The organism is Citrobacter sp. Cpo089 (genome assembly GCF_030332695.1).
Classification (GTDB): domain Bacteria; phylum Pseudomonadota; class Gammaproteobacteria; order Enterobacterales; family Enterobacteriaceae; genus Citrobacter; species Citrobacter portucalensis.
Genome location: NZ_JAOWHJ010000072.1, coordinates 169,999 through 191,910 on the forward strand (window position 1 = coordinate 169,999; position 21,912 = coordinate 191,910).

Genomic DNA, 21,912 nt, shown 5'->3' on the forward strand with positions numbered 1-21,912 from the left:
GCAGCCTGCTAGCTGTCGGGGTGGATTTGCTGGGGAAGATACTACTATCAGTCGTTGCTGCAGTCTCCGAGAGTGGACAGAACTTTCTCAGCGTTCTTCCGGTCCGCAGTGAAGGTCCCTGCTTTGTGGTCATTGACGTAGACGTCGAACTGCCCGGCCTCAGAGATATTGCTGATGAAGTCAAACCAGGCGTTATCGCCGTTACGCCAGCCCAGGCTGGACGGAATAATGTACTGCTGGTGATCCATCACTACGGTGATAGTAGTGTCGTCATCGTGCGAACTGACCATCTTGTCATCGGCAAGGGTAAGAAAGACTGAATGCTGATAGAAACCATTCTGGTCCGGGTTCCCTGTGCAGTTGATGGTAAACGTCTTTCCGCTGGCTTCGGTCACGCTGTATTCCGTATTGCCCTGACCGTAACCCTGCTGCCAGAACCCCGGGATAGCAGAGGCATTAAAGCTCGCGAGCAGTACACCCGCCAGCATAAACCGACTTAGTGAAAGTATTGTCATTCTTGTCTCCTTTGTCGTTGTTTTATTCCTGGTTCTCAGGGTTTGAGGGTATCAGCAGTCGCCCCATCAGTTTGCCGTCATGGGCGTACTCAAAGTATTTTTCTTTGGTATACGGGTCCGTCACCTCCTGGTATTCCAGTTTGATGTTATCGGCAATACACAGCGCATTCATCAGTGGCTGGACGGTTTTTTCCTGCATATCCACGAGGTAGTAGTAACTGCCATCCTCGCAGCCATCGGGCGACTGGCGGGTACGTAAAACCTGCAAGGTGGGACCGGATAAGTAGTCAACCTGTGACCATTCTTCACTGACATCATCCTGGTGGCTGACCACATCACTGAAACGCGGTGGGGTGAGGTCCTTAAATTTACTGATGGCCTTCAGGTCATCACTTCTGTCATCGCATGCGATGAGAAACAGAGTGGTGGCAACCAGCGCCAGCAGAGGCAGTGTTTTACGTTTCATTATTTTTTTCCTGAAATCAGACGAACCACTTTGGCAAAGACATAAATGCCCACGAAAATACCCACCGGCACGCCGACGAACGGTGTCAGCGCGACACTGGCAGCACCGGCTGCGCCACCTCCCGTCAGCAGTGCGGCAACAGTGGCAAGGGTCAGGGCCGCGAGACTGTCGGACACCCCGGTTTTGTTCAGAATGATGACGATGACAACAATGGCGATAATGGCAATAACGGGCATAGGGCTCCTCCCTGTTGCCGGGTTGATAACAACGCTTACGCTATTCTGGTGGGCTGTCGGCCGGAACAAACGTAAGCAGTGACTGCTGGATAAAGCGAAAATGGGGTAAGGACTGAATAAAGCCCGGGTCTTCAACAAGACGACACAGACTGTCGTTACGCCGGAAAGTCTCCTGCAGGGGCTGAACCAGATGGATTTCATCCAGGGAGAATACGGCGATATGTCCGTCGTGCTCTGCCACCAGATACCAGGCCTGCTGGTGGATAAGTAACCGGCAGGGAGCCAGCCGCTCACAGCGCTGCCCCTCGGCAATCAGAGTCACCCGCCTGCGCCCGGTAATGGCCTGAATCAGTCGCCAGAAAGACAATGCGCCTGATGGCGAAGGAGCCGGACTGGCGGGTGCGATTACGCAGGGAGACTCATCGCACATCAGCAGTGCGTTTACCAGACGACGGTCAAAGCCAGGGAAAAGACCGGCCATCCCGCTGCGGTGGGCAAAGATAAGCACGTCGGGCACCATCTGCGTCTCACTGCCCGCAGTGCGTAAGCGGCAATATCCGGACTGATACTCCAGGTCCAGATACATCAGCCGCTCACGAAAATCACGCCGCAGCGTGCGCACCGACACACCAAACTCAGCGGCAAGCTTACGCACACTCAGCGTTTCCCCTGCCACCAGACGGCTGATTATCAGTGACAGCCTGACAGCCAGCCGGTCATGGCGGCGTTCTGCCTGTGTCATGAGACGTTCTCCGTGAAAGTTAACTGACTGAAAATGATGTGATTACTTTAAAGAGGGGGTCGGACAGGGTATGGACACCACAGAAACTATTTTTCATTTCTGCAAAAGCCAGAGGCAGCGGGGGTTACAGGCCTTCCCTCGGTGAGTGAGGACCGTCAGCACGGTGCGATGCGGACAGGTGGTGTCCGATATTAACAAAGCAGCAACATTAAACGGTCACTGCAGTTGCGTGAGCAGGGCTTCCGCCATCACCCACAGTGCCCGGTTAAGTTTCACGTCCCCGTCGATACCGCGAACGGCACGGGTATGTGACCGTCCTCCTTTGGCATTACGGCCACTGAGCCCGCCCTTAATCAGGTTCTCCTGAATACGCTGGTACGTGGTCCACAGGTCATTGCTCTCATCCTGCCAGCGGCGAGGGGAGAGGATCTGCGATTCAGTCACCGGCTGGTGGTCTTCACCAAAGCGGTATGTGAGGGCGGCTTTTGCCAGTGCCTGCTGTGCCGGGGGTGGCAACAGCAACGACTGCATGGCATCCCGTTTCTCCCCCACCCGGTCAAAAATCCCCAGCACCTCATACGCGCCTTCAATCACCTGACTCACCACGTCCCCCTTGTGTGGCACCCGCACCTCGCCAAACGACTCACCGCAGACGAGCCCGTTCTGACAAACCGCACGAAATAGTCCCGGCAGCATCTGGTACGAACTGCTGCCATCGTGAGAGTTGAGCAGGATTATTTCCGGCACCTGCTTACCGGTTATCTGTCCCTCACGCCGTAGACGCAGCATATGCTTGGTGTGTTCGCGACGCTCCGGATCACGCACACGGGTCTGACAGGCAAAGAATGGCTGGAAGCCTTCTCGCTGCAGGCTGTCCAGCAAGGAGATGGTGGGTATATAGGTGTAGCGTTCACTACGGGATTCATGTTTGTCCTCGCTGAACACACTGGGCACCACGCGAAACAGCTCCTCGCGGGTTAACGGACGGTCACGACGAATAATGTTTGCAGCGCCAAAGCGCGAAGCCAGACGGGTCATAAGCAGACTCCTCATAACGGGAAAACAAATAAAGGGGATCCCCGTCGCATCGGCGACAGGGTCAGGGAAATAACAGGGATGGGTTAAATACTCAGAAGAAGAAATCCCAGACGGCGCGGGCCACAGAGACCACGGTGGTGCGCACGGCCTGAATGACGGCCCGCACAGGGGCGGGTATCAGGGGAAAGGCACTGATGCTATCGAGTACGGCCCCGACGGTTTCACCAAAATCGCTACGAGCCTGTTCCCGGACTACCGTCGTGCGAAAGGAAGGATGGAGTTGCGACACCACCGGGCTGGTGGCCTCACGTGGCAGGCACTTAATCATCCGCTCGGCCATCACCTTAAGCCCCCATTGTAGACGGACCGACACAGCACACACCGGATGGACGGGCTGGAACAGCTCATGCAGCAGGCAGATTTTGCGGCTGATATTCTGCTTCTGCGCCGTGGACAACTGTCCCCCACCGCTGGTAGGTTCGGCCTTATCCGACTGGCTGATAACAAACAGCACCTTATGCCGGTATACCTCTCCAATCACCTGATGATAAAAATGTTCATCCACCGTCAGCGCCCGGTCATCGGCCTTAATCAGCCACAGTACCAGGTCGAGGCGAGGAAGCTGTTCGCGGTACAGCGCAGCATACTCGGTATCGCGAGCGCCACTTTCGCCCACGCCGGGCAGATCCATCAGCGTTATATAGCGGCCGCCAACCTGCAGGCGAAAGCGCAGTGGCTCACGTGTACAGGCCGCCACATCGCTGACCGGTGATACCTCACTGGCAAACAGGGCATTGCAGAGTGAGGATTTACCGGCACCGCTCTTACCCATAATGCCGATTACTGGCTCGTAATGGGTTAACTGATTTATCTGCTGCAATATACGTTCAGACACCCACTGTGGCAGGCCAGCAAGCGATTGCTGAAACGACTTCAAACCTTCAGAATTGTTCATTAGCTACTCCTCTGAAAAATTATACAAAAACGGCAGAATCGTGAGATTCTGCCGTTAATCGGGTATGTTCAGAAGAATGATATCTATCTGAAAATAATTTGAATTAAGGTAAGCGACGAGCCACGGTTGCCTGTGATCCCAGTCCCTGAGTCGTTAGGTTATTCTGATATCCCTCATCCCCAGACCAGAACAGTGGATAAGGGCAAATTGCCTGAGGGAGCTATAGGGCATTGGGCAGCAAGGTTTTATAGTTGGATGGCATCAATTTAACGGTATAGAAACATCAGCCCATACGATGACTGTCTACGTTTAAGACATAAATTCTTGCTGTTACATAAGTATTAATGCTGATTATCATCAATTTGATTATAATCATGGCACTTTATGGATTACCGTATTAAATATTCATTTTTTCCCTATAGTGATGATTCATACTTGGTTCCCTTTCTAAGCGGCTTGAGGACTTGAGTTTGGTCCAGCGCGAGAGGTTGGCCTACATCGATTTTCGGCTCTATTTCTTCGGTGAGATCGGACGCCCTGATCTGATTGAGCGCTTCGGTGTGGCTCCGGCAGGGGCGACACGCGATTTGGCTTTGTACCGGGAAATTGCGCCGCATAACATCACCTTCGATGGTAGCAACAAGATTTATCGCATCGGGCAGGAGTTCTCACCGTTGTTCGAGCACGCATCGCTGCGCGTTCTGTCGGCGCTGTCTCTCGGTTTTGGCGATGGCGTGAACGGCTCAATGCAGGCGCTGCTACCATGCGAATCCCCCGCAGCCCTAAGCATTCCCAAGATGGATGTGTTAGCCACGATTTGCCGAGGCATCCACGCTAAGCGACCCGTCGCCATCCGCTACTACTCGATGAGCAGCGGCGAGTCCGAGCGGGTAATTGTGCCCTTTGCTTTGGTTGATACCGGCATGCGCTGGCACGTCCATTTGATCGCAAGAGTAGAGAGTTTCGGGATTTCGTCGTCACCCGCATCGAAGCACCAACATTGCTCGACGAGGAGCCACAAGCCAACGAACGACAGGATAACGACATCCAGTGGACGCGCATCGTCGAGCTGGATTTCGTGCCGTACCCGAGCGTTGAGCGGCCCGATATTATCAAGATGGACTATCGTCGATGCTACGCTGATCCACGCGCCCAGTTCATCCAAGAACCAGGACGGCAAGCGCGACCCGGAAATGCACCAGACCAAGAAGGGGAACCAGTATTACTTTGGCATGAAGGCGCACATCGGCGTTGATGATGAATCGGGGCTGGTACACAGCGTGGTGGGCACGGCAGCCACCGTGGCGGATGTCACCCAGGTCGACAAGCTGCTGCACGGCGACGAGAACGTCGTCTGCGCCGATGCCGGCTACACCGGCGTCGAAAAGCGCTCCGAGCATGCCGACCGAGAAGTGATCTGGCAGGTCGCTGCACGCCGCAGCACCTACAAGATGCTCGATAAACGCAGCGCCCTGTACAAAGCCAAGCGCAAGATCGAGAAAGCCAAGGCGCAAGTGCGAGCAAAGGTAGAGCCCCCGTTTCGCGTGATCAAGCGGCAGTTCGGCTACACCAAGGTACGTTTCCGAGGGCTGGTGAGGAACACTGCACAACTGGTGACGCTGTTTGCCCTGTCGAACCTATGGATGGCCCGCCGACATTTGCTGGCAAGCGCAGGAGAGGTGCGCCTGTAATGCGGAAAATGGCCGTCGCAAGGTGCTCGCGACGGCTGAAAGCACCGAAATGAGCGGGTGATCCGATCGTTTTTGATCGGTTCACCGCTTTCAAAATCAGCAGTGGCTGAAGTCAGCCGGAAATACAGGGCTACTTCAGACCATCCCTAGCTAGGGCTCGTAGTTCGGCGCAAGGCTGAAGTCGCTTGGCTGCTTCGCTGTGCAGATCCATGACCCACTTTCCATCAAACTCCCGGTTGTAGTTCCACAAGCATCTCGCGAGTCTTGCCGGCCCGCTCCACTAACAAGACCACAACATCTCCAACGTTCTTGTCGTCTAGCCGGGCCTGTAATGTGGTGACGTCGTCGACGGTGATACCGTCGATGCTGATAACGCGATCGCCGGGCACGATGCCGCCTGCGGTGACCTCGACGCCGACGAGCCCGGCCCTGTGCGCCGCCGAGCCCGGCGTCACGCGCAATACGAATACGCCCTTACTGCCGGTCAGCGCCTGCAGACGCGCGTTGATCTGCTCATCCACCTCGATGCCCAGTGCCGGACGGATGTACTTGCCGGTCTTTATGAGTTGCGGCACCACGCGCATGACGGTATCGACCGGCACCGCAAAGCCTATGCCGGCCGAGGCGCCAGACGGACTGTAGATGGCGGTATTGATTCCGATCAGCCGCCCAGCCGAATCGAGCAGCGGGCCACCGGAATTGCCGGGGTTGATGGCGGCGTCGGTCTGGATCAGGTGATCGATGGCCGGGCCGCCCGCTTCTCCCGGCAACGAGCGGTCGAGCGCGGAGACGATACCAGTGGTGAGCGTCCAGTCCAGGCCGAAGGGGTTGCCGATAGCGAACACCTTCTGACCCACCTTGAGGTCGGCACTGGTGCCGACCGGCACGGCCGGCGGGCGCTTGAAACCGACGCCGATCTTGAGCACGGCGATGTCGTGCGCGGGGCTCGTCCCCACCAGCGCGGCCTGGTAGTCGCGGCCGTCGGCCAGTTTGACGGTGGCTTCGGACGCGCCCTGGATGACGTGGAAGTTGGTGACGACGTGGCCGGCGTCGTCCCAGATGAAGCCCGAGCCAGTGCCGCGCGGCACGGAGAACACGTTGCGCGTCCAGACATCGCGTACTAATTGCGCGGTGGTGATGTAGACCACCGAGGCGCGCGATTTTTCGAACAGTTCGATGGTGGTTTTCTCGTCCGCCGCCAGATCGCCACGCGCCATCACGGTGCGTTCTGCTGCCTCGCGCGGACTGAACCATGCCTCGATGGCGGGCAGAAACTGCCACAGCAGCATGAGCGCGGCAATGCAGGCGGTGATGAAGAGCCCGCGCCGGACGAAGCGGTCCGGCGCGGGGCGTTGGTACGGGTCGAGATAGGCCATGAGACGTCTCCTGTTGATGGGCAATCAGCGCCACAGCCCGCTCGGGCGCCAGCGCGGTGGGCGCGTCGCCAAAGCAGATTCCGGCAAAAAATGGGGCGCGCGGAGTGGCAACGCTGATGCTGGCCCAGGCGCCAACGTCAGCAGGCGTGCGATGCGCTCTTGCGTTGCCGGACGCGTGCGCAAGCAGGAGGGCTCGGGATTGCCCCATCCCGACCATGGCCAGGCACGCCAGGAGCGGCTGACCCGCTCGATTTTCGCCAGCGCGGACGCCAGCCCCTGCGGGTCGCCAGTCAGTTCCGCCGCAAGGCGGTCAGCGTCGAACTCACGCACGCGAGACAAGCCGAGCTGTGCGAGCAGGGCCAGCTGGGGCGATGCGGCCAATAACAATAGACCAGGCCAATAGACCTCCGCCGCGCCAACCAGCTGCGCGGGCAGGCTGAGCAGGATCGCGATCTGTCCCATAAGGGCCAGTAGGCTCGTGAGGCGACTGTCGGAATCCGCCAGCCCCATGACACGCAGATCCTCATTAGCGATGTGCGCGACCTCGTGCACGAGCACACCCGCCAGCTCGCGTGGGCTCAGGCTGCGCAGCAGGCCATCGGTGAGGGCGATCGATGCCTCCTGCTTCGATCCGGTGGCGAAGGCGTTGACGACGGCACTGGGCACATAGTGCGGCACCGGCGTGGCGGGCAAACCGGCACGGGCGGGCAGCTCGCGCAATAGGGCCCACATCTTGTGGGCTTCTTGCGGGTGCAAGGCCCGTACGCGGTACAGGCGCAAGCTCAGCGCCGACGCGGCTACCGGTTCCAGCAGCAACGCACCTGCAATGGCAAACAGCGCGAGCCACAGGCAGCCTTCCCCAAACGGCAGTCTCCCTGCTGCGGCTGCGATCCCGACCAGGGTCAGGACCAACAGCCCGGTCTGCAGGCGGTTGAGCCAGCGGTGTTGCAAGAGCGCCGTGCGCGGATCACTGGGATGATGACGGGTCATGCTCAGAGGTCTCGGCGGCGCGGTCGCCGCGCTTGCGCAGCAGCCAGTAGGTCGCACCTAGAGCCAGCGTGGCGCTTGCCAGCGCGGCTATCTTTGCGGGGCTCGCGTCGGAGTCGAGGATCACGAACTTGCGGGAGAGTGCGATCAGCGCGATCAGGACCACCGTCTTGACCTGGATGATGCTGTCCCGACGCAGCGCCACGCGCACGATGGAATGCTTGAACTCCATCGCGATCAAGAGCGTCATGATCATGCCGAACACGCTCTGGAATACCTCGTGGTCCAGGGGATTGAAGGCATCTAGAACCAGCAGCGTGAAGACGATGGAGATGAGCTGGAACAGCGACACCACGATGATGACGGCGATCACCGCCGACAGCACGAGCGCGACGACCTGCTCGAAGCGCTCGTAAAAACTCATGATGGCCAATTGGTCACGTAAGACCTGAAATGGGTTAAGGCGTGTTGATTTCATGACGATGAACTCCCTGGAAAACGGCTGCTGTCGAGACGGCGGCGCATTGCGCTGATGTGTCCTTCAATCAGCTCGGTCGACATGCCAAGCGTCGACATCACCTGTTCCGCCAGCCCAATAGCTGCGGCAAAGGATTGCTGATACACGCGCACGTTGGGCATGGCGCGAAATGCATCGGCCGCGGTCGTACTTCTGCATGACACCCACAAGGTCAGCGCCGGACGGTGCTCGGCAATCGCCTGGGCGATGCGCAACGCTTGCTGGGCATGGGCGAACGTCAGCACCACCAAGTGCGCATGCGTCAAGCCGGCAGCCAGCAAGGTATCGGGCCGACTGGCATCGGCATGGAACACCGGCGCGCCGGCGGCACGCGCGGCCTCGACCTTCTGCGCGTCCGCCTCCAGCAGCAGATGCGCCACGCCGGCGTGGCGAAGAATCTCGCTGACTGTCAGGCCAAGCTCGCCCGCGCCGCAAATGATGACATGGTCTCGATATCGCGTCGTCTGCGCGGCGATCTCGACTTCTTCAGCCTGGGGTGGCTGAATGACGCCGCCGGTGCGGCTCAAGAACCGGGCAAGTACATCGTGATGGCGGATCAGTAGCGGTGCCAGGGCCATGCTGAGCACCAGCGCGACCAGCATGGGTTGGACGACGGTCGCGGGGATCAGATGCTGCTGCAAGACCGTGCCCAACAACAGCAGGGCGAACTCGCCGCCGTGCCCCAACGCTATGCCCGTGCGCCAGGCATCGAGGGCGGACAGGCGCGTCGCCCGCAAGGCCAGCGTATTGAGCAGGATCTTGACCGGTACCAGCACCACCAGCCACGCCAGCACCGCCAGCGGTGCCGAAAGAATCTGTGCTGCGTCCAGTTGCAGGCCGATGGTCACGAAGAACACGCCCGACAACACATCGCGAAACGGCCTGAGGTGGCTTTCCATGTGGTGCCGAAAGTCGCTCTCGCCCAGCACCATCCCGGCGAGGAAGGCCCCCAGGGCGGCAGATACGCCGACCGCGTGCGCAGCGGCGGCGGCGGCCACCACCACGCACAAGGAGACGAGCACGAACGATTCCTCGTGGCCCCGCCGCGCCACCCAGCCCAGCAGGCCATGCAACAGACGGCGCGAGGCGAGGGCCGCTGCTGCGAACAGCAGCAGCACACCGAATACTTCGAGCAGCACATGCTCGATCTTCGGCGACTCGCCGCGCGCCCAGATCGCCAGCAAGGCCAGCAGGGGCACGCTGGCCAGGTCCTGAAAGACCAGCACGGCGATGGCACTGCGTCCGTGGCGGGTGGTGAGCTCGCCTTGGTCGGCCAGTTGTCGGCTGACCAGCGCCGTGGACGACATGGCCGCCGCAGTGCCGAGCAGCGCGGCGCTCTGGCCGGGCTGCCCCAGCCACATCAATAGCAGGATCAGCGGCGGGGCCACGGCGATCATCTGCAGAGCGCCCGCCATCAGCACCGTCCTGCGGGCGAGCCAGAAGTCTCCGAGGGAGAATTCCAGTCCGACCATGAACAACAGCAGCGCCACGCCCAGCTCGGACAGAAAGCTCAGCGTCTCCCCCGGCGCGATCACGCCGATGACTGAGGGGCCCAGTACAACGCCGACAGAGAGATACCCCAGCAAGGCGGGCACTCTGAACGCCGCTGTCGCCATCGCCGCCAGGCTGCAAGCCGCCAGCAGGATTAGCGTAGTGCCGAGCAAGCCCTGCATCGGTCAGCGTCCCACTTGCGTCGACGTCCAGCGCACGATGTCCTGCGCGCCCATCACGCCGGCCTGACGGGCGATCTCCCGCCCACCCTGGAACAGGGCGAGCGTCGGGATGCTGCGGATACCGAACTGCGCGGCCAGGTGGGGCTCAGCCTCGGTATTCACCTTCGCCAGCCGGATCCTCGGTTCGAGCTGGTGCGCCGCTTGCTGGAACTGTGGCGCCATCATCTTGCACGGCCCGCACCATGGCGCCCAGAAATCGACCAGCAGCGGCAGATCGCTGCGCTCCACGTGGCGCGAGAACGTCGCCGTGGTCAACTCGATGGGCTCGCCCGTGAACAAGGGCTGCTGGCAGCGGCCACAGTTGGGATGTTCCGATAGCTTCGCAGTCGGTACGCGGTTGATGGACTGGCAATGCGGGCAGACTAGGTGAAGATCATTCTTCATGGTTCGCCTCCTTGGACCACAGTGAGGCTGCCTCGCTTCGGGTCACAGACAATGCCGACCAATCAACGCCTTGGAGCCAATCGTTCCCGTTTTTGCTTACTCCGGCCTCTTCCAGATGAGCAGCGATGAATGCTTCGGCCTGCATGAGCCACCTTCGGGCAGCATCTTCCTTACTAGGAATCAGCAGGATTTCAGAGACGCTGCTGGCATTCAGCCCGTCCACACGGATAAGCAGAAAAATGCGCCGCCACAAACGCGGCATGTCCTTCAGCAGGTCAAATGCAAAAGCGAACTCGCTCGACCGATCAATCAGCTCCTCCTGTTCCGCGATCGTTGCGACATCGGGATGCTGACTGCCAGCGAAAATATCGGCCAGCTTGAGTGTGTCATCGTGCTGATAAAATTCGAAGATTTCCTCTTCCACCATGGCCTCGGCCACGTCTTGGGCATCCGGTTCGACCGGCGCGTCCAGAGAAACGGATTCGCCAAATTGCCGGCTGCTTGCCACTTCGTTATCCAGGACGGCGAACAGATGCTTCAAAAGACCGGTGTAAGCCTCTTTTTCCCCCGGCACGGATTGCCATTCCACCTTAGCTCGGACAATCGCTTCATCCACCACGTCGCGCAGCGTCGGATAATCGCGCGGTAAATCGCCGACGGCCCGCAGATAAGCCAGCTCACGCCTTGCGACAGCCTCAAGTTTCGACAGTAGAGGCATTCGGGTCACCTCGGCCTCATGGGCGGCTGATGCGGGTTTTGCGGCAATCCGCACCTTGAGCTCGCGCAAGCGCTCGCGTCGTGCTTTGCGCTTGATTTGATCCTGAGCATGCAGTCGGTCAAAATGCTTCTTGGCCTGACGGAACAACGACTGTGCGAGCATCTGCGCGAGGGGCGTCAGCTCGTTATGTGATGCAGTAACGCTGACAATCTTTTTGCCGGGCAGGTGCATATAGCCACTGGCCAGAAATTGCCGCTTGATCTTGTCGCGATCAAGGACGATTTGAAGTCGCGCTGAATCTTTAGTGTGTTTGTCGAGCAATGGCTTGAGGGCGTGCTCGATCACATTTCCCAAAGCTCTCTGCCAAGGTTCATGAAACTCTTTGTCGATAGCTCGATAGCTATATTGTATCTGCATGTATGACTCCTTCGATGTCATTTCTACGGAGGCATGAATCGAGGATGCTCATATCCATAGATTTTGGTTTGGCACGCTCTTACCCCAGGCGCGTTTTGCGAAGACTCCAACTCAAGAACAAAAGCGTGACGCCATAGACTGCCGCATGGAAACCCAACAGCCAGCCTGCGGCCACGAATGACTCGACCGGACGGGTAAAAAATATCCACAAGACGATAGCACCAAGGATAATCGAGAGCAGTCCACTGAGGGCAAGCCAGATTTCACCCTTGATTTCCCGACGCAGCCGAACGGCGGCGGATATCTCCAGCACACCGGTGAAAATCGCCCAGAAGCCCACGCTAGCCCATAAAAAAGAAGCCAAGACTATCGTGGCGACCCAAGGAGCAACCAGGACGACGACGCCCGTAAGTATGCCGACAATGCCGCTGAACAGCAACCAGCCCCAGCGCTCTTTTTTCTGGATATGGCGCACCGCTGCAAACAAGTTGAACGCGCCATTGACCAAGGAAAATGCGCCGAACATGATGGTCATGGCCAACAGAGCCGATTGTGGCATCCAGAACGCGAGGGCTGCAAAAATCAATGCCAAGACACCGCGCAGCACAAAAAGCCACCAATTTTGGCTCAGCGAACACAGTGCTTTGGTGGGGTCATCCGCATTGGAATTGGCGATGGTGTCTGTGTTCATGCAATATCTCCTAAAGATCTATACAAAATAAAAAATCAAACACTCATGGGACAAGAGAGGGGGCGCTATGCGCCCCCTCTCCAGCGGTTTCAGAACAACTTGGACAGTTTTGCCTTGACTTCATCGAGCCAGCCTTTTCCGCAGCCTCCCCCTCCCGTCTTTTCCTTGATTTTCTTGAGTTCAGCGTACAGGGGCTCAAAGTCCTTCCTTTTTCCATAGCCCAGCAGTTCTGCCATTTCCAACTGCTGCCGGGCTTCGTTCAACAATGTCTCCAGGCGCTCATTGGATGCTTCGCTGCGCTGACCATCTTCTACCAGGGGCTCGGCGCGCTTCAGGAGCAGCTTCGCACGCAGGACGGGCAGCGGAAGCACGCTGCGCTCCTCGACCAGCGTGCTGAGCGCTGACTGCAGCGCGGCTTTGGCTTCTTCGATCTTGCCCTGATCGATCAGCGGCACGACTGCCTTCACGGCTGCGGGATAGGACGCCAAAGGGATGTTGGTGACCGTGATCACGATTTCACTGGCCAGCAAAGCCAGCACGTGGCGAGCCTGTTGCACCTCGCCATGTTTGAGGGCATCCAGCGCCTCGTCGGTCATCGCCTCAATGGTTTCCGTGTTGGCGAACAAGTCGTGCACGATGGTGCGCACATCAACGCCGGCCAGGGCGAGCGTGGGTTCGCGCGCGACGATCAGCTCCAGCTTTCCCGTCACTTCGGCCAGCGTTGCCAATGCGCGTGCAGTGTCCTTGCCGTCAAGTGCGGCCAGCGCTGATTTGGTCAGCGACAAGGCCGAGACTGCCTCATCGAGGACTTGTTTACGTTTGTCTGCCGCCTGTGAGTCCGTTTCTTTCTGAACCTCAGGCTGTACCTCCGTGACGACTTCAGGCTTGGACTCTGGACTGACAGGAAGGCTGCTTACCGCGGCCTGTTCGTTTATTCCTTCGTTCGTCGCATTGGGATTCGGTGTTTGCTCATTCATGGTGATATGCCTCGTATGAGATAGTGAAAATAGGCGAATCTATTGGGGCTGAATGCGAACATCGCGAGACTGACCGGCAGAGCAGTCAGCCCCTTCATCACCTCAAAACAGCTTTTGGATGCGCGTCTTCAACTCGTCGAACCATCCCTTGCCGCTTTTGCCACCAGCCGACTTTTGCTCAATGGACTTCACCTGATCGAAGATGGGTTTGAAGTCCGCCTTCTTGCCATAACCCAGGATCTGCGCCATCTCGATCTCCGTGCGCACGGACGACAGCAAGGTGCTGAGCTCCTCGTTCTGCTTGGCATCGCGCCTGTCGGTCTCGGCCAGCTTTTCAGCTTTTGCCATCGCGGCTTCGGCCCGTAGCACGGGCAGAGGAAAGGCGACCGAGGTCACCACCAGCGTGTTCAGTGCTCGGACGAGTTCCGCTTTGGCGTTGTCGATCTCGCCGCTGTCGATGAGCCGTGCGGCCGACTTGATCGCTGCCGGGTACGTTGCCATCGGAAGGTTGTCGGTTTGGATTACGATTTCGCTGGCCAGATTGGCAACGATGGGCCGGGCCTTTTGCACCTCGCCATCACCCAACAACTCCCGAGACAACTTGACCGCTTTCTTTACCGATTCCACGTTGGCGTGGATATCGTGGGTGATGACGCGTACATCGACCGGCGCTAAAGCAAGTTTGGCGTCGCGTGCCAATACCAGTTCCAGCTTTCCGCTGGCCAGTTCCAGCGCAGCAAGCGCCTCCTTGGTCTTCTTTGCATCAAGGAGGGTCAAAGCCTCCTGGGTCTTGGTGAGCGCCGTGATGGCGTCTTGAGTGAGCTCGGCACGCTTTTTATCGGCTTCCCGGGCGGCCTTGTCATCTACCTGTGGCTGTGCCGCCTTGGATGCGGCAGAGGGTGCTGCAGCACCTGGGCTAGAACCTGCCGCCGATTGGGCCAGAGCCGGTCCGCTCAGTCCGACGACGACCGCCAGGGCAAGTGCGGAGAAGGTGTATTGTGGCTGTTTGATATTCATGATCTTGGGCTCTTGGTTGAAGTTAGTTGACTGAGATTTCAATCTGTTTCGGTTTGGCTTGCTCGGCCTTGACAAGCCGCACTTCCAGCACGCCGTCTTTCATGGAAGCCGTCACCTTGGTCGGATCAACGTTGTCAGGCAAGACAAAGCTGCGCACAAAGCGGCCATACGCACGTTCGATGCGGTGGAACTTCTTGCCCTGCTCCTCTTTTTCCAGTTTGCGCTCGCCGCTGATGGTGAGCACACCGTTTTCCGCGCTGACGCGCACGGCATCCTTGGGGACCTCCGGCAGATCCAGCTTGAGGAGGAATGCGTTCTCATCCTCGCTGATGTCCGCCATTGGTGCCCAGTCCGCCGTGGTCATGGCTTCGTTGCCGGTACGGGCGCCCTGTCGCTGGGGTATTCATCCGAACATCGTCGCCAGGCGGTTTTGCAATTCATCCAGTTCCCGGAAGGGGTCCCACGGAGTCAATGCAGACATATCGGTTCTCCTTGAACAATGCCGACGAATTGGATGACGCACTGAACAGAGCCGTCGGTTTACTCTGAATGGCACCTACTACTGTTTTCAGTTCCGAACAAGTCCTTGAGTCAATTGACGGATATCGCTTTCGTCGAGCGTTTCCCGCGCCAGCAGCTCGCGCGCACAGCGCTCCAGCACCGCGCGGTTGATGTCGAGAATCCGGTAGGCGTGCTCGAACACGCCCATCACGATGCGTCGCTCGCCGACTTCTTCTTGCGCGAGCCTTTGCCAGCGTCGCCGTGCGGCGTCTCGGTCGCCTTCGCGACATCCGGCTGCTCCGGCTCGGCCGGGGTCTGCGGTAGCTCTTTGCGTTCGAACACCACGCGTTCGGCCTTGTCGTCCCAGCGTGCGCTGGCGTGATCGCCCTTGCCGATGCTGCCACCGAGCATCTCGCGCGCCAGCGCAGTTTCCAGCTCGCTGCGGATCAGGCGCTTGAGTTCACGCGCACCGAACTCGGGTTTGTAGCCTTCTTCCGCGAAATGGTCGATCAGCGTCTGATCGAAAGTGAGCGTCACGCCCTGGCTGGCGGCGCTGCGCGCCACGCGATCGAGCTGCAGGCCGACGATGTGGCGGATCTCCTCCTTGCCCAGCGCATGGAAGACGATGATCTCGTCGATGCGGTTGAGGAACTCGGGCCGGAAGTGGCCGCGCAGCACGTCCATGACCTCGGCCTTGGTCTTTTCGTACTCCTCGTCGGCCGCCCCACGCGCCTTCAGCCGTCGCTGGATGATGTCCGAACCCAGGTTGGACGTGGCGATGATGATGGTGTTGGTGAAATCCACCACCCGGCCCTTGCCGTCGGTGAGGCGACCGTCGTCGAACACTTGCAGCAGGATGTTGTAGACGTCAGGGTGTGCCTTCTCGATCTCGTCGAGCAGCAGCACGCTGTAGGGCTTGCGCCGCACCTTCTCGGTGAGCTGACCGCCTTCGTCGTAACCGACATAGCCCGGAGGCGCGCCCACCAGCCGCGCCACGGTATGGCGTTCGCCATATTCCGACATGTCGATGCGCAACAGGGCGTGCTCATCGCCGTAGATCGATTCGGCCAATGCCTTGGCGAGCTCGGTCTTGCCCACCCCGGTCGGGCCCAGAAACAGGAAGGTAGCCACCGGTTTGCTGCCTTCGCGCAGGCCGGCGCGGGACAGCCGCACGGCATCGGCCACGGCACGGACCGCCTCGTCTTGTCCCACCAGGCGCTCGTGCAGCCGTTGTTCCAAGTGCAGCAGCTTTTCGCGCTCTTCCACCGTCAACTCGTTGACCGGGATGCCGGTCAGGCGCGAGACGATCTGCGCCACGTGTTCCGCCTTGACCTCGGCACTGCCGGAGGCCCGCTCCCGCTCCCAGTTCTCGACGAGCTTCTTGAGCTCGGCCTCCTTGGCTTCGATGCGCTTGCCGAGCTCGGCGGCCTGGTCGTACTGCTTGCGCGCGGCCACGTAATCCTGTTCACGCCGCAGCTGGTGCAGTTCGGACTCCAGCTCCTGCACGGCCACCGGCCGGGCCGTGGCCGACAGCTTGACGCGCGCGGCCGCCTGGTCGAGCAGGTCGATCGCCTTGTCCGGCAGGAAGCGCGCCGTGATGTAGCGGTCAGACAACTCGGCCGCCGCGATGATCGCGTCCTCGGAGATGCTGACCTTGTGGTGCGCCTCGAAGGTGTCGCGCAGGCCGCGCAGAATCATGATGGCCTGGGCCACCGTCGGCTCGGGCACCGTCACCGGCTGGAAGCGCCGCTCCAGTGCGGCATCCTTCTCGATGTATTTCTGGTACTCGTTCAGCGTCGTGGCGCCGATTAGGTTGAGTTCACCGCGCGCCATCATCGGTTTGAACACGTTGGCCACGTCCAGCCCGCCTTCGCCACCGCCCTGGCCGGCACCGACGATGGTGTGCACCTCGTCGATGAACAAAATCAGCTCGCCCTGGTGCTCGGTCACCTCCTTCAGCACCTTCTGCACGCGCTCCTCGAACTCGCCGCGATATTTGGCGCCGGCCACCATGGCGTTGATGTTGAGTTCCACCAGGCGCTTGTCGCGCAAGGTCTCGGGCACTTCACCCGCCACCATGCGCTGCGCCAGCCCTTCGACGATGGCGGTCTTGCCCACACCCGGCTCGCCGATCAGCACCGGGTTGTTCTTCTTGCGCCGGGCCAGCACCTCGATGGTGGTTTCGATCTCCTGCGCGCGGCCGATCACCGGGTCGAGCTTGCCGTCGCGCGCCATCTTGGTCAGGTCGCGCGAGTACTTGTCGAGTTCTGGCGTGTTGGTCGGCGTCTCTGCGCGTCCATCCTCGGCGCCCTTGCCGACCACCTTGCTGACCTGTTGGCGCAGCGCCTGCGGCGTCAGGCCGTAGCGGCGCAGCAGGTTGGCGGCCAGCCCTTCGCCTTCCTCGGCCAGACCGATCAGGAAATGCTCTGGACCGACATAAGAATGGCCGAGTTCATTGGAGGCCACGAAGGCGCGGCTGAGCGCATCCTTCACGCGCGGCGACACGCCGATCTCGCCCTCGAAGGGCTTGTCCCCGCGCTTGGCCTCAGACTCGATCTGCCGCTTGAGGTCATCGACCTTGATCTTGAACTGACCCAGGATGGTCTTGACCACGTCGCTGTCGGCCAGCGCCAGCAGCAGATGTTCGGTATCCACCTCGGAGCGGCCAAATTCGGCAGCGTGTTTGGCGGCCTCCTGCAACAAGGCTTCCGACTGTTCGCTGATGCGGCTGGCCAGCCCACTGCCGCGACGGCGCGGTGCACCCGAACCTGCTGCGGCGGGCTCGCCAAACGAGGCATCGACCACGTCATCGGTATCGGCGGCAACTGGCGTCGCGTCGTCGCCGATGCGGAAGAAGTCACTGCCGAGGAAGTCCTCGAACAGGCCGCTGCGCGAACCGAACAAGGCTTCCAGCGGCGAAACGGTGCGCTTTTGCTGGCGCACTAATTGCCGGTAATGGTCGTCGCACAACAGCATGGTGCTGTGACGACCGTTGAGATTGGCTTCCACCCGCACGGTGGCGGGTTGGCCGCAGACCTGGCATTGTTTTCTGGCCATGCTGATGCTCCTTAGAAGGTTGAAAAGGTTGAGGCGACGAGGCATCGCGAGCCGCGACACCTCGTCTCGGGCCGGGTTTTTCTTGTGACGAACGAGCCGGCGACGTCAGCCGTTGATCGGGATCGAGCGTCCCTGCTTCGGCGCACTGACCTCGCGCTTGTCGATCGTGACCGTGAGCACCCCGTTCTTGAACGATGCCTTGATCGAATCCTGGTTGGCGTCGTCAGGCAGGTTCAAGGCACGCTGAAAGCTGCCGTAGGAGCGCTCCACACGGTGGAAGCCACCTTCCTTCTTCTCCTGTTCCTGGCGCTTCTCGCCACGCACCATCAGCACGTCGTTGTCGAGGGTGATCTGGATGTCCTTCTCCTCGACACCGGGCACTTCCAGGGCAATCTTGTACTGCTTGTCGGTTTCCTGGATGTCCAGGGCCGGCTTCAGCATGCCCGACCAATCGGATGGCCACTGCGGCATGTTCAACGCCGGAAAACCGAAGCCCCGGAATGCGTCATCGAACAGCCGGTCGATTTCCCGATGCAGTTGCAGGATCGGGCTGACTGGCCCGCTCGCCGCTGGCAGGTCATTGCGCTGCACCGGCAGGGAAGAGGCGGTCTGCTGCTCTTGCTGCTCGTTCTTGAACCAGTTCCAGGGAGCCAACTTCTTGAAATCGATGTCCATGTCATACCTCCAGAAAAATTGGAAAACGAGTTACTCAAGCCCTTTGCCTGCTGCGACGGGCAGTGCGCCCAGGCGACACGGGCTGCTCGGATGACTTCTGCTGTTCACGCTTGCGCATCACCTCCTTCTTTGCTCCGGCTCGGGTCTGATCATTGATGCACTGATCGATTTCACTTTGACGAAGCCGCCACGTCCCGCCCACCTTGAAAGCCGGAATTTCCCCGTGTGCGGCGAGCCGATAAAGCGTCCGCTTGCCGACTTTCAAGTACGCAGCCAATTCATCGAGCGTGAAAATCACCTGTAGGTGCGCTTTCATCTCACCCTCTCCAATCGCGTCGCTTTGCGGTTCCGGCCAAGGAAATCCTTGCAATACTAGGCCTACCATGAAAAACTTAAAGAGTCAAGAGTCAATGTGCAGCGTTCTCCCGCCCCATTGATGCAGGTCAACTGCTCAGGCAAGGCACAGGGGGGCGGCCTGATCAGGCAATGGACAGCGCCTGGCTCCTCAGCCTGCGTGTGCCACAGGTGCCTCGATCAAACACCGATCCTCACGTTGTAGCCGAGTGCCCGCAGCCCCTTGCTTGTCTGCATGTTCCTTGGCGGAAACTCGTCTGGGCGCGCCCAGACGACGATTTCCCCGAGGCTGCTCAGGCCAACGTGCGGAATTGCCCAGTCGTCGCTGCGGATCGCGTTCCAGAGTCGGGCCGAAACACTTCCGTTGCCCCAGACAACGTAGTTCAACAGTATCCGTCCGGCCAACACACCTTCCCGACACCGCCGCCGAAGGCCATGGCCCATCAAGCGGATTTTCCATGCGCCCTCAGCGCCGTACCTACAGCAAATCTTTCAAGGCCCAGGTCATTCAGGAGTGTTCTGAACCCGGTGCCTCCATCGCAAACATCGCCTTGGGCTACAGCCTCAATGCCAACCTCGTCCACAAATGGATTCGCCTGCTTACCCAGAAAACCACGGCTATCCAGCCAGCGTTCATCCCGTTGCCTTCTCAAATGCTCGGCGCGGGTTCGCATGCTCAAGCGCGCTGCTGCGATCATGAGTTTGATCCAGTCGGCCCGTAATAATGGGCACGATCCGTATGCCTATCTCAAGGATGTGCTGAGACGGTTGCCGACGCAGCGAGCTAGTGAGATTGCAGAGCTGCTGCCGCATAGGTGGCATCCGGCATAGTCGCGCAAGATGGTTTGCCCGCATGCTTACGTTCAACAGCTCAAGCACCGTCCGCCCTTCGCGGGATCGTTGCCGCCAGAGCCACACGCCGAACTTTTCCACCTTGTCGTCGCCGGCCTGCGGTCAGTCAGGCAAGCCCAGGTGCGAGCCTGTACATATATTTGTGTAATTGCCTGATTTTGATATGTTCAATTCAACATCAAATGAAGGTTAAATTATGGACGACAAACAATTGCAGGCTCTGGCTAACGAACTGGCCAAAAATCTCAAAACCCCTGAAGATCTCAGTCAGTTCGATCGCCTGCTCAAGAAAATCAGTGTTGAGGCTGCTCTCAACGCTGAACTGACTCACCATCTGGGACATGATAAAAATCAGCCCAAATCGGGAACCAACTCCCGTAATGGCTATTCCACGAAAACCGTCACCACTACCGACGGGCCGATGGGATTACGTACTCCACGTGATCGTGATGGTTCCTGAAGTGGCACACTGAATTTGGCCACCTGAACAGAGGTGATATGCTCACCTCAGAACAACACAGGTGCTCCAATGAAAAAAAGAAATTTCAGCGCAGAGTTTAAACGCGAATCCGCTCAACTGGTTGTTGACCAGAACTACACGGTGGCAGATGCCGCCAAAGCTATGGATGTTGGCCTTTCCACAATGACAAGATGGGTCAAACAACTGCGTGATGAGCGTCAGGGCAAAACACCAAAAGCCTCTCCGATAACACCAGAACAAATCGAAATACGTGAGCTGAGGAAAAAGCTACAACGCATTGAAATGGATAATGAAATATTAAAAAAGGCTACTGTAGATTCAATTGGTCAACGCAACAGTCATGTGAAAACATGTAGTTGCGGAGGATTGTTGAATGAGACGAACATTTACAGCAAAGGAAAAAACATCTGTTTTTGAACTGTGGAAGAACGGAAAAGGCTTCAGTGAGATAGCTAATATCCTGGGTTCGAAACCAGGGACCATCTTCACGATGTTAAGAGATACTGGCGGCATAAAACCCAATGAGCGCAAGCGAGCTGTTGCTCACCTGACGCTGTCTGAGCGCGAGGAAATACGAGCCGGTCTGTCAGCTAAAATGAGCATTCGAGCCATCGCTACAATGCTGAATCGTAGCCCTTCAACAATCTCACGTGAAGTTCAGCGTAATCGTGGTAGGCGCTATTACAAAGCCGTTGATGCGAATAACCGGGCCAACAGGATGGCTAAAAGACCAAAACCGTGCTTACTGGATCAGAATATGCCGTTGCGAGAGCTTGTTCTGGAAAAGCTTGAGATGAAGTGGTCCCCAGAGCAAATATCAGGATGGTTAAGGCGAACGAAGCCGCGTCAAAAAACACTACGAATATCACCTGAGACAATTTATAAGACGCTTTACTTTCGTAGTCGTGAAGCGCTACACCACCTGAACGTACAGCACCTGCGCCGATCGCACAGCCTCCGTCATGGCAGGCGCCATACTCGCAAAGGTGAAAGAGGCACTATCAACATAGTGAACGGAACGCCAATCCACGAACGTTCCCGGCATATCGATAACAGACGCTCTCTGGGACACTGGGAAGGCGATTTAGTCTCGGGTACAAAAAACTCCCATATAGCCACACTTGTAGACCGAAAATCACGTTATACGATCATCCTGAGACTCAGGGGCAAAGACGCTTTATCAGTGAATCAGGCTCTTACAGATAAATTCCTGAGCTTACCACCTGAACTCCGGCGATCACTGACATGGGACAGAGGAATGGAGCTGGCCAGACATCTGGAATTTACTGGCAGCACAGGAGTTAAAGTTTACTTCTGCGATCCTCAGAGCCCCTGGCAGCGGGGAACAAACGAAAACACTAATGGGCTAATCCGACAGTACTTTCCCAAAAAGACATGCCTTGCCCAATATACTCAATATGAGCTGGATCAGGTTGCAGCTCAGCTAAACAACAGACCGAGAAAGACACTGAAGTTCAAAACACCTAAAGAGATAATTGAAAGGGGTGTTGCGTTGACAGATTGAATCTACA

21 protein-coding genes and 7 pseudogenes are annotated in these 21,912 nt (G+C 58.5%); 7 read left to right on the top strand and 21 right to left on the bottom strand.

The annotated features are described in order from the left end of the window. Positions 1 to 47: 47 nt before the first annotated feature. The 6 genes from OGX92_RS19750 to OGX92_RS19775 form a co-directional block, all read right to left on the bottom strand. Positions 48 to 515 (bottom strand): YfjT/YkfB family phage-associated protein, encoded by a 468-nt coding sequence (locus OGX92_RS19750; protein WP_001547765.1) that lies wholly within the window; start codon positions 513 to 515, stop codon positions 48 to 50. Positions 516 to 537: 22 nt separating this feature from the next. Further along, positions 538 to 981, bottom strand: a complete 444-nt coding sequence (locus tag OGX92_RS19755) for a YfjS/YafY family lipoprotein (protein ID WP_001547764.1) — start codon at positions 979 to 981, stop codon at positions 538 to 540. Beyond that, positions 981 to 1,217, bottom strand: a complete 237-nt coding sequence (gene ypjK / locus OGX92_RS19760) for a protein YpjK (RefSeq protein WP_001144031.1) — start codon at positions 1,215 to 1,217, stop codon at positions 981 to 983. Before ypjK ends, OGX92_RS19755 begins: the two co-directional genes overlap by 1 nt. A 40-nt stretch (positions 1,218 to 1,257) precedes the next feature. Continuing rightward, positions 1,258 to 1,959 carry a DeoR family transcriptional regulator gene (locus tag OGX92_RS19765; protein WP_001581462.1) on the bottom strand — a complete coding sequence of 234 codons (702 nt, stop codon included), beginning with the start codon at positions 1,957 to 1,959 and terminating at the stop codon, positions 1,258 to 1,260. 216 nt (positions 1,960 to 2,175) lie between these two features. Further along, positions 2,176 to 2,997 carry a DUF932 domain-containing protein gene (locus tag OGX92_RS19770; RefSeq protein ID WP_286586981.1) on the bottom strand — a complete coding sequence of 274 codons (822 nt, stop codon included), beginning with the start codon at positions 2,995 to 2,997 and terminating at the stop codon, positions 2,176 to 2,178. A gap of 91 nt (positions 2,998 to 3,088) precedes the next feature. After that, positions 3,089 to 3,952 (bottom strand): GTPase family protein, encoded by an 864-nt coding sequence (locus OGX92_RS19775; protein WP_286586982.1) that lies wholly within the window; start codon positions 3,950 to 3,952, stop codon positions 3,089 to 3,091. A gap of 488 nt (positions 3,953 to 4,440) precedes the next feature. Between OGX92_RS19775 and OGX92_RS23635 the strand changes: the two are divergent. Beyond that, positions 4,441 to 4,830, top strand: a pseudogene (locus tag OGX92_RS23635) (BrxR family helix-turn-helix transcriptional regulator); the annotation flags it as partial. 237 nt (positions 4,831 to 5,067) lie between these two features. Beyond that, positions 5,068 to 5,643 (top strand): annotated as a pseudogene (locus OGX92_RS19780) (IS5 family transposase); the annotation flags it as partial. A gap of 224 nt (positions 5,644 to 5,867) precedes the next feature. Here the strand turns inward: OGX92_RS19780 and OGX92_RS19785 are convergent. The 15 genes and pseudogenes from OGX92_RS19785 to OGX92_RS19855 form a co-directional block, all read right to left on the bottom strand. Next, positions 5,868 to 7,019: a S1C family serine protease gene (locus OGX92_RS19785; RefSeq protein WP_286586983.1), complete on the bottom strand. Its 1,152-nt coding sequence runs from the start codon at positions 7,017 to 7,019 to the stop codon at positions 5,868 to 5,870. Between the two features lie 24 nt (positions 7,020 to 7,043). Further along, the gene (locus tag OGX92_RS19790; RefSeq protein WP_016154555.1) at positions 7,044 to 8,009 is read right to left on the bottom strand and encodes a zinc metalloprotease HtpX; all 966 of its coding nucleotides are present in this window, start codon (positions 8,007 to 8,009) and stop codon (positions 7,044 to 7,046) included. Further along, on the bottom strand, positions 7,987 to 8,484 hold the full coding sequence (psiE-GI, locus tag OGX92_RS19795; RefSeq protein ID WP_016154556.1) for a heat resistance protein PsiE-GI: 498 nt from the start codon (positions 8,482 to 8,484) through the stop codon (positions 7,987 to 7,989). The genes OGX92_RS19790 and psiE-GI overlap by 23 nt, the downstream gene beginning before the upstream one ends. Next, on the bottom strand, positions 8,481 to 10,196 hold the full coding sequence (kefB-GI, locus tag OGX92_RS19800; RefSeq protein WP_001295706.1) for a heat resistance system K+/H+ antiporter KefB-GI: 1,716 nt from the start codon (positions 10,194 to 10,196) through the stop codon (positions 8,481 to 8,483). The genes psiE-GI and kefB-GI overlap by 4 nt, the downstream gene beginning before the upstream one ends. Positions 10,197 to 10,199: 3 nt before the next feature. Further along, positions 10,200 to 10,640, bottom strand: coding sequence for a heat resistance system thioredoxin Trx-GI (gene trx-GI / locus OGX92_RS19805; RefSeq protein WP_000786815.1), 441 nt, complete (start codon positions 10,638 to 10,640; stop codon positions 10,200 to 10,202). Beyond that, positions 10,630 to 11,775, bottom strand: a complete 1,146-nt coding sequence (locus OGX92_RS19810) for a hypothetical protein (protein WP_016154557.1) — start codon at positions 11,773 to 11,775, stop codon at positions 10,630 to 10,632. The genes trx-GI and OGX92_RS19810 overlap by 11 nt, the downstream gene beginning before the upstream one ends. Before the next feature lie 79 nt (positions 11,776 to 11,854). Continuing rightward, positions 11,855 to 12,466 carry a heat resistance membrane protein HdeD-GI gene (hdeD-GI, locus tag OGX92_RS19815; RefSeq protein WP_001090779.1) on the bottom strand — a complete coding sequence of 204 codons (612 nt, stop codon included), beginning with the start codon at positions 12,464 to 12,466 and terminating at the stop codon, positions 11,855 to 11,857. An 89-nt stretch (positions 12,467 to 12,555) separates the two neighbouring features. Then, positions 12,556 to 13,443 carry a heat resistance protein YfdX2 gene (gene yfdX2, locus OGX92_RS19820; RefSeq protein WP_016154558.1) on the bottom strand — a complete coding sequence of 296 codons (888 nt, stop codon included), beginning with the start codon at positions 13,441 to 13,443 and terminating at the stop codon, positions 12,556 to 12,558. Positions 13,444 to 13,545: 102 nt separating this feature from the next. Then, the gene (yfdX1, locus tag OGX92_RS19825) at positions 13,546 to 14,460 is read right to left on the bottom strand and encodes a heat resistance protein YfdX1 (RefSeq protein WP_016154559.1); all 915 of its coding nucleotides are present in this window, start codon (positions 14,458 to 14,460) and stop codon (positions 13,546 to 13,548) included. A 22-nt stretch (positions 14,461 to 14,482) separates the two neighbouring features. After that, positions 14,483 to 14,941 (bottom strand): annotated as a pseudogene (hsp20-GI, locus tag OGX92_RS19830) (small heat shock protein sHSP20-GI). Positions 14,942 to 15,028: 87 nt separating this feature from the next. Continuing rightward, positions 15,029 to 15,253, bottom strand: a pseudogene (locus tag OGX92_RS23640) (hypothetical protein); the annotation flags it as partial. Then, positions 15,169 to 18,018, bottom strand: a complete 2,850-nt coding sequence (gene clpK, locus OGX92_RS19840; RefSeq protein WP_016154561.1) for a heat shock survival AAA family ATPase ClpK — start codon at positions 18,016 to 18,018, stop codon at positions 15,169 to 15,171. The pseudogene OGX92_RS23640 and the gene clpK, both read right to left, overlap by 85 nt. Before the next feature lie 105 nt (positions 18,019 to 18,123). Then, the gene (hsp20, locus tag OGX92_RS19845) at positions 18,124 to 18,693 is read right to left on the bottom strand and encodes a small heat shock protein sHSP20 (protein WP_000350435.1); all 570 of its coding nucleotides are present in this window, start codon (positions 18,691 to 18,693) and stop codon (positions 18,124 to 18,126) included. A gap of 34 nt (positions 18,694 to 18,727) precedes the next feature. Further along, complete coding sequence (locus tag OGX92_RS19850) at positions 18,728 to 19,009, bottom strand: helix-turn-helix domain-containing protein (RefSeq protein ID WP_000643630.1); 282 nt, start codon at positions 19,007 to 19,009, stop codon at positions 18,728 to 18,730. 218 nt (positions 19,010 to 19,227) lie between these two features. Beyond that, positions 19,228 to 19,491: a hypothetical protein gene (locus OGX92_RS19855; RefSeq protein ID WP_001295708.1), complete on the bottom strand. Its 264-nt coding sequence runs from the start codon at positions 19,489 to 19,491 to the stop codon at positions 19,228 to 19,230. 14 nt (positions 19,492 to 19,505) lie between these two features. Between OGX92_RS19855 and OGX92_RS19860 the strand changes: the two genes are divergently transcribed. From OGX92_RS19860 to OGX92_RS19880, 5 genes and pseudogenes are all read left to right on the top strand, one after another. Next, a complete protein-coding gene (locus OGX92_RS19860) occupies positions 19,506 to 19,769 on the top strand; it encodes a transposase (RefSeq protein ID WP_001247776.1) in 264 nt (87 codons plus the stop codon). Then, a pseudogene (locus tag OGX92_RS19865) lies at positions 19,714 to 19,878 on the top strand (transposase domain-containing protein); the annotation flags it as partial. The gene OGX92_RS19860 and the pseudogene OGX92_RS19865, both read left to right, overlap by 56 nt. A 217-nt stretch (positions 19,879 to 20,095) precedes the next feature. Next, a pseudogene (locus OGX92_RS19870) lies at positions 20,096 to 20,356 on the top strand (transposase); the annotation flags it as partial. Between the two features lie 72 nt (positions 20,357 to 20,428). Next, positions 20,429 to 20,686, top strand: a pseudogene (locus OGX92_RS19875) (transposase); the annotation flags it as partial. A 67-nt stretch (positions 20,687 to 20,753) separates the two neighbouring features. Beyond that, a complete protein-coding gene (locus tag OGX92_RS19880) occupies positions 20,754 to 21,905 on the top strand; it encodes an IS30-like element IS30H family transposase (protein ID WP_001254955.1) in 1,152 nt (383 codons plus the stop codon). The last annotated feature ends 7 nt before the right edge of the window (positions 21,906 to 21,912 follow it).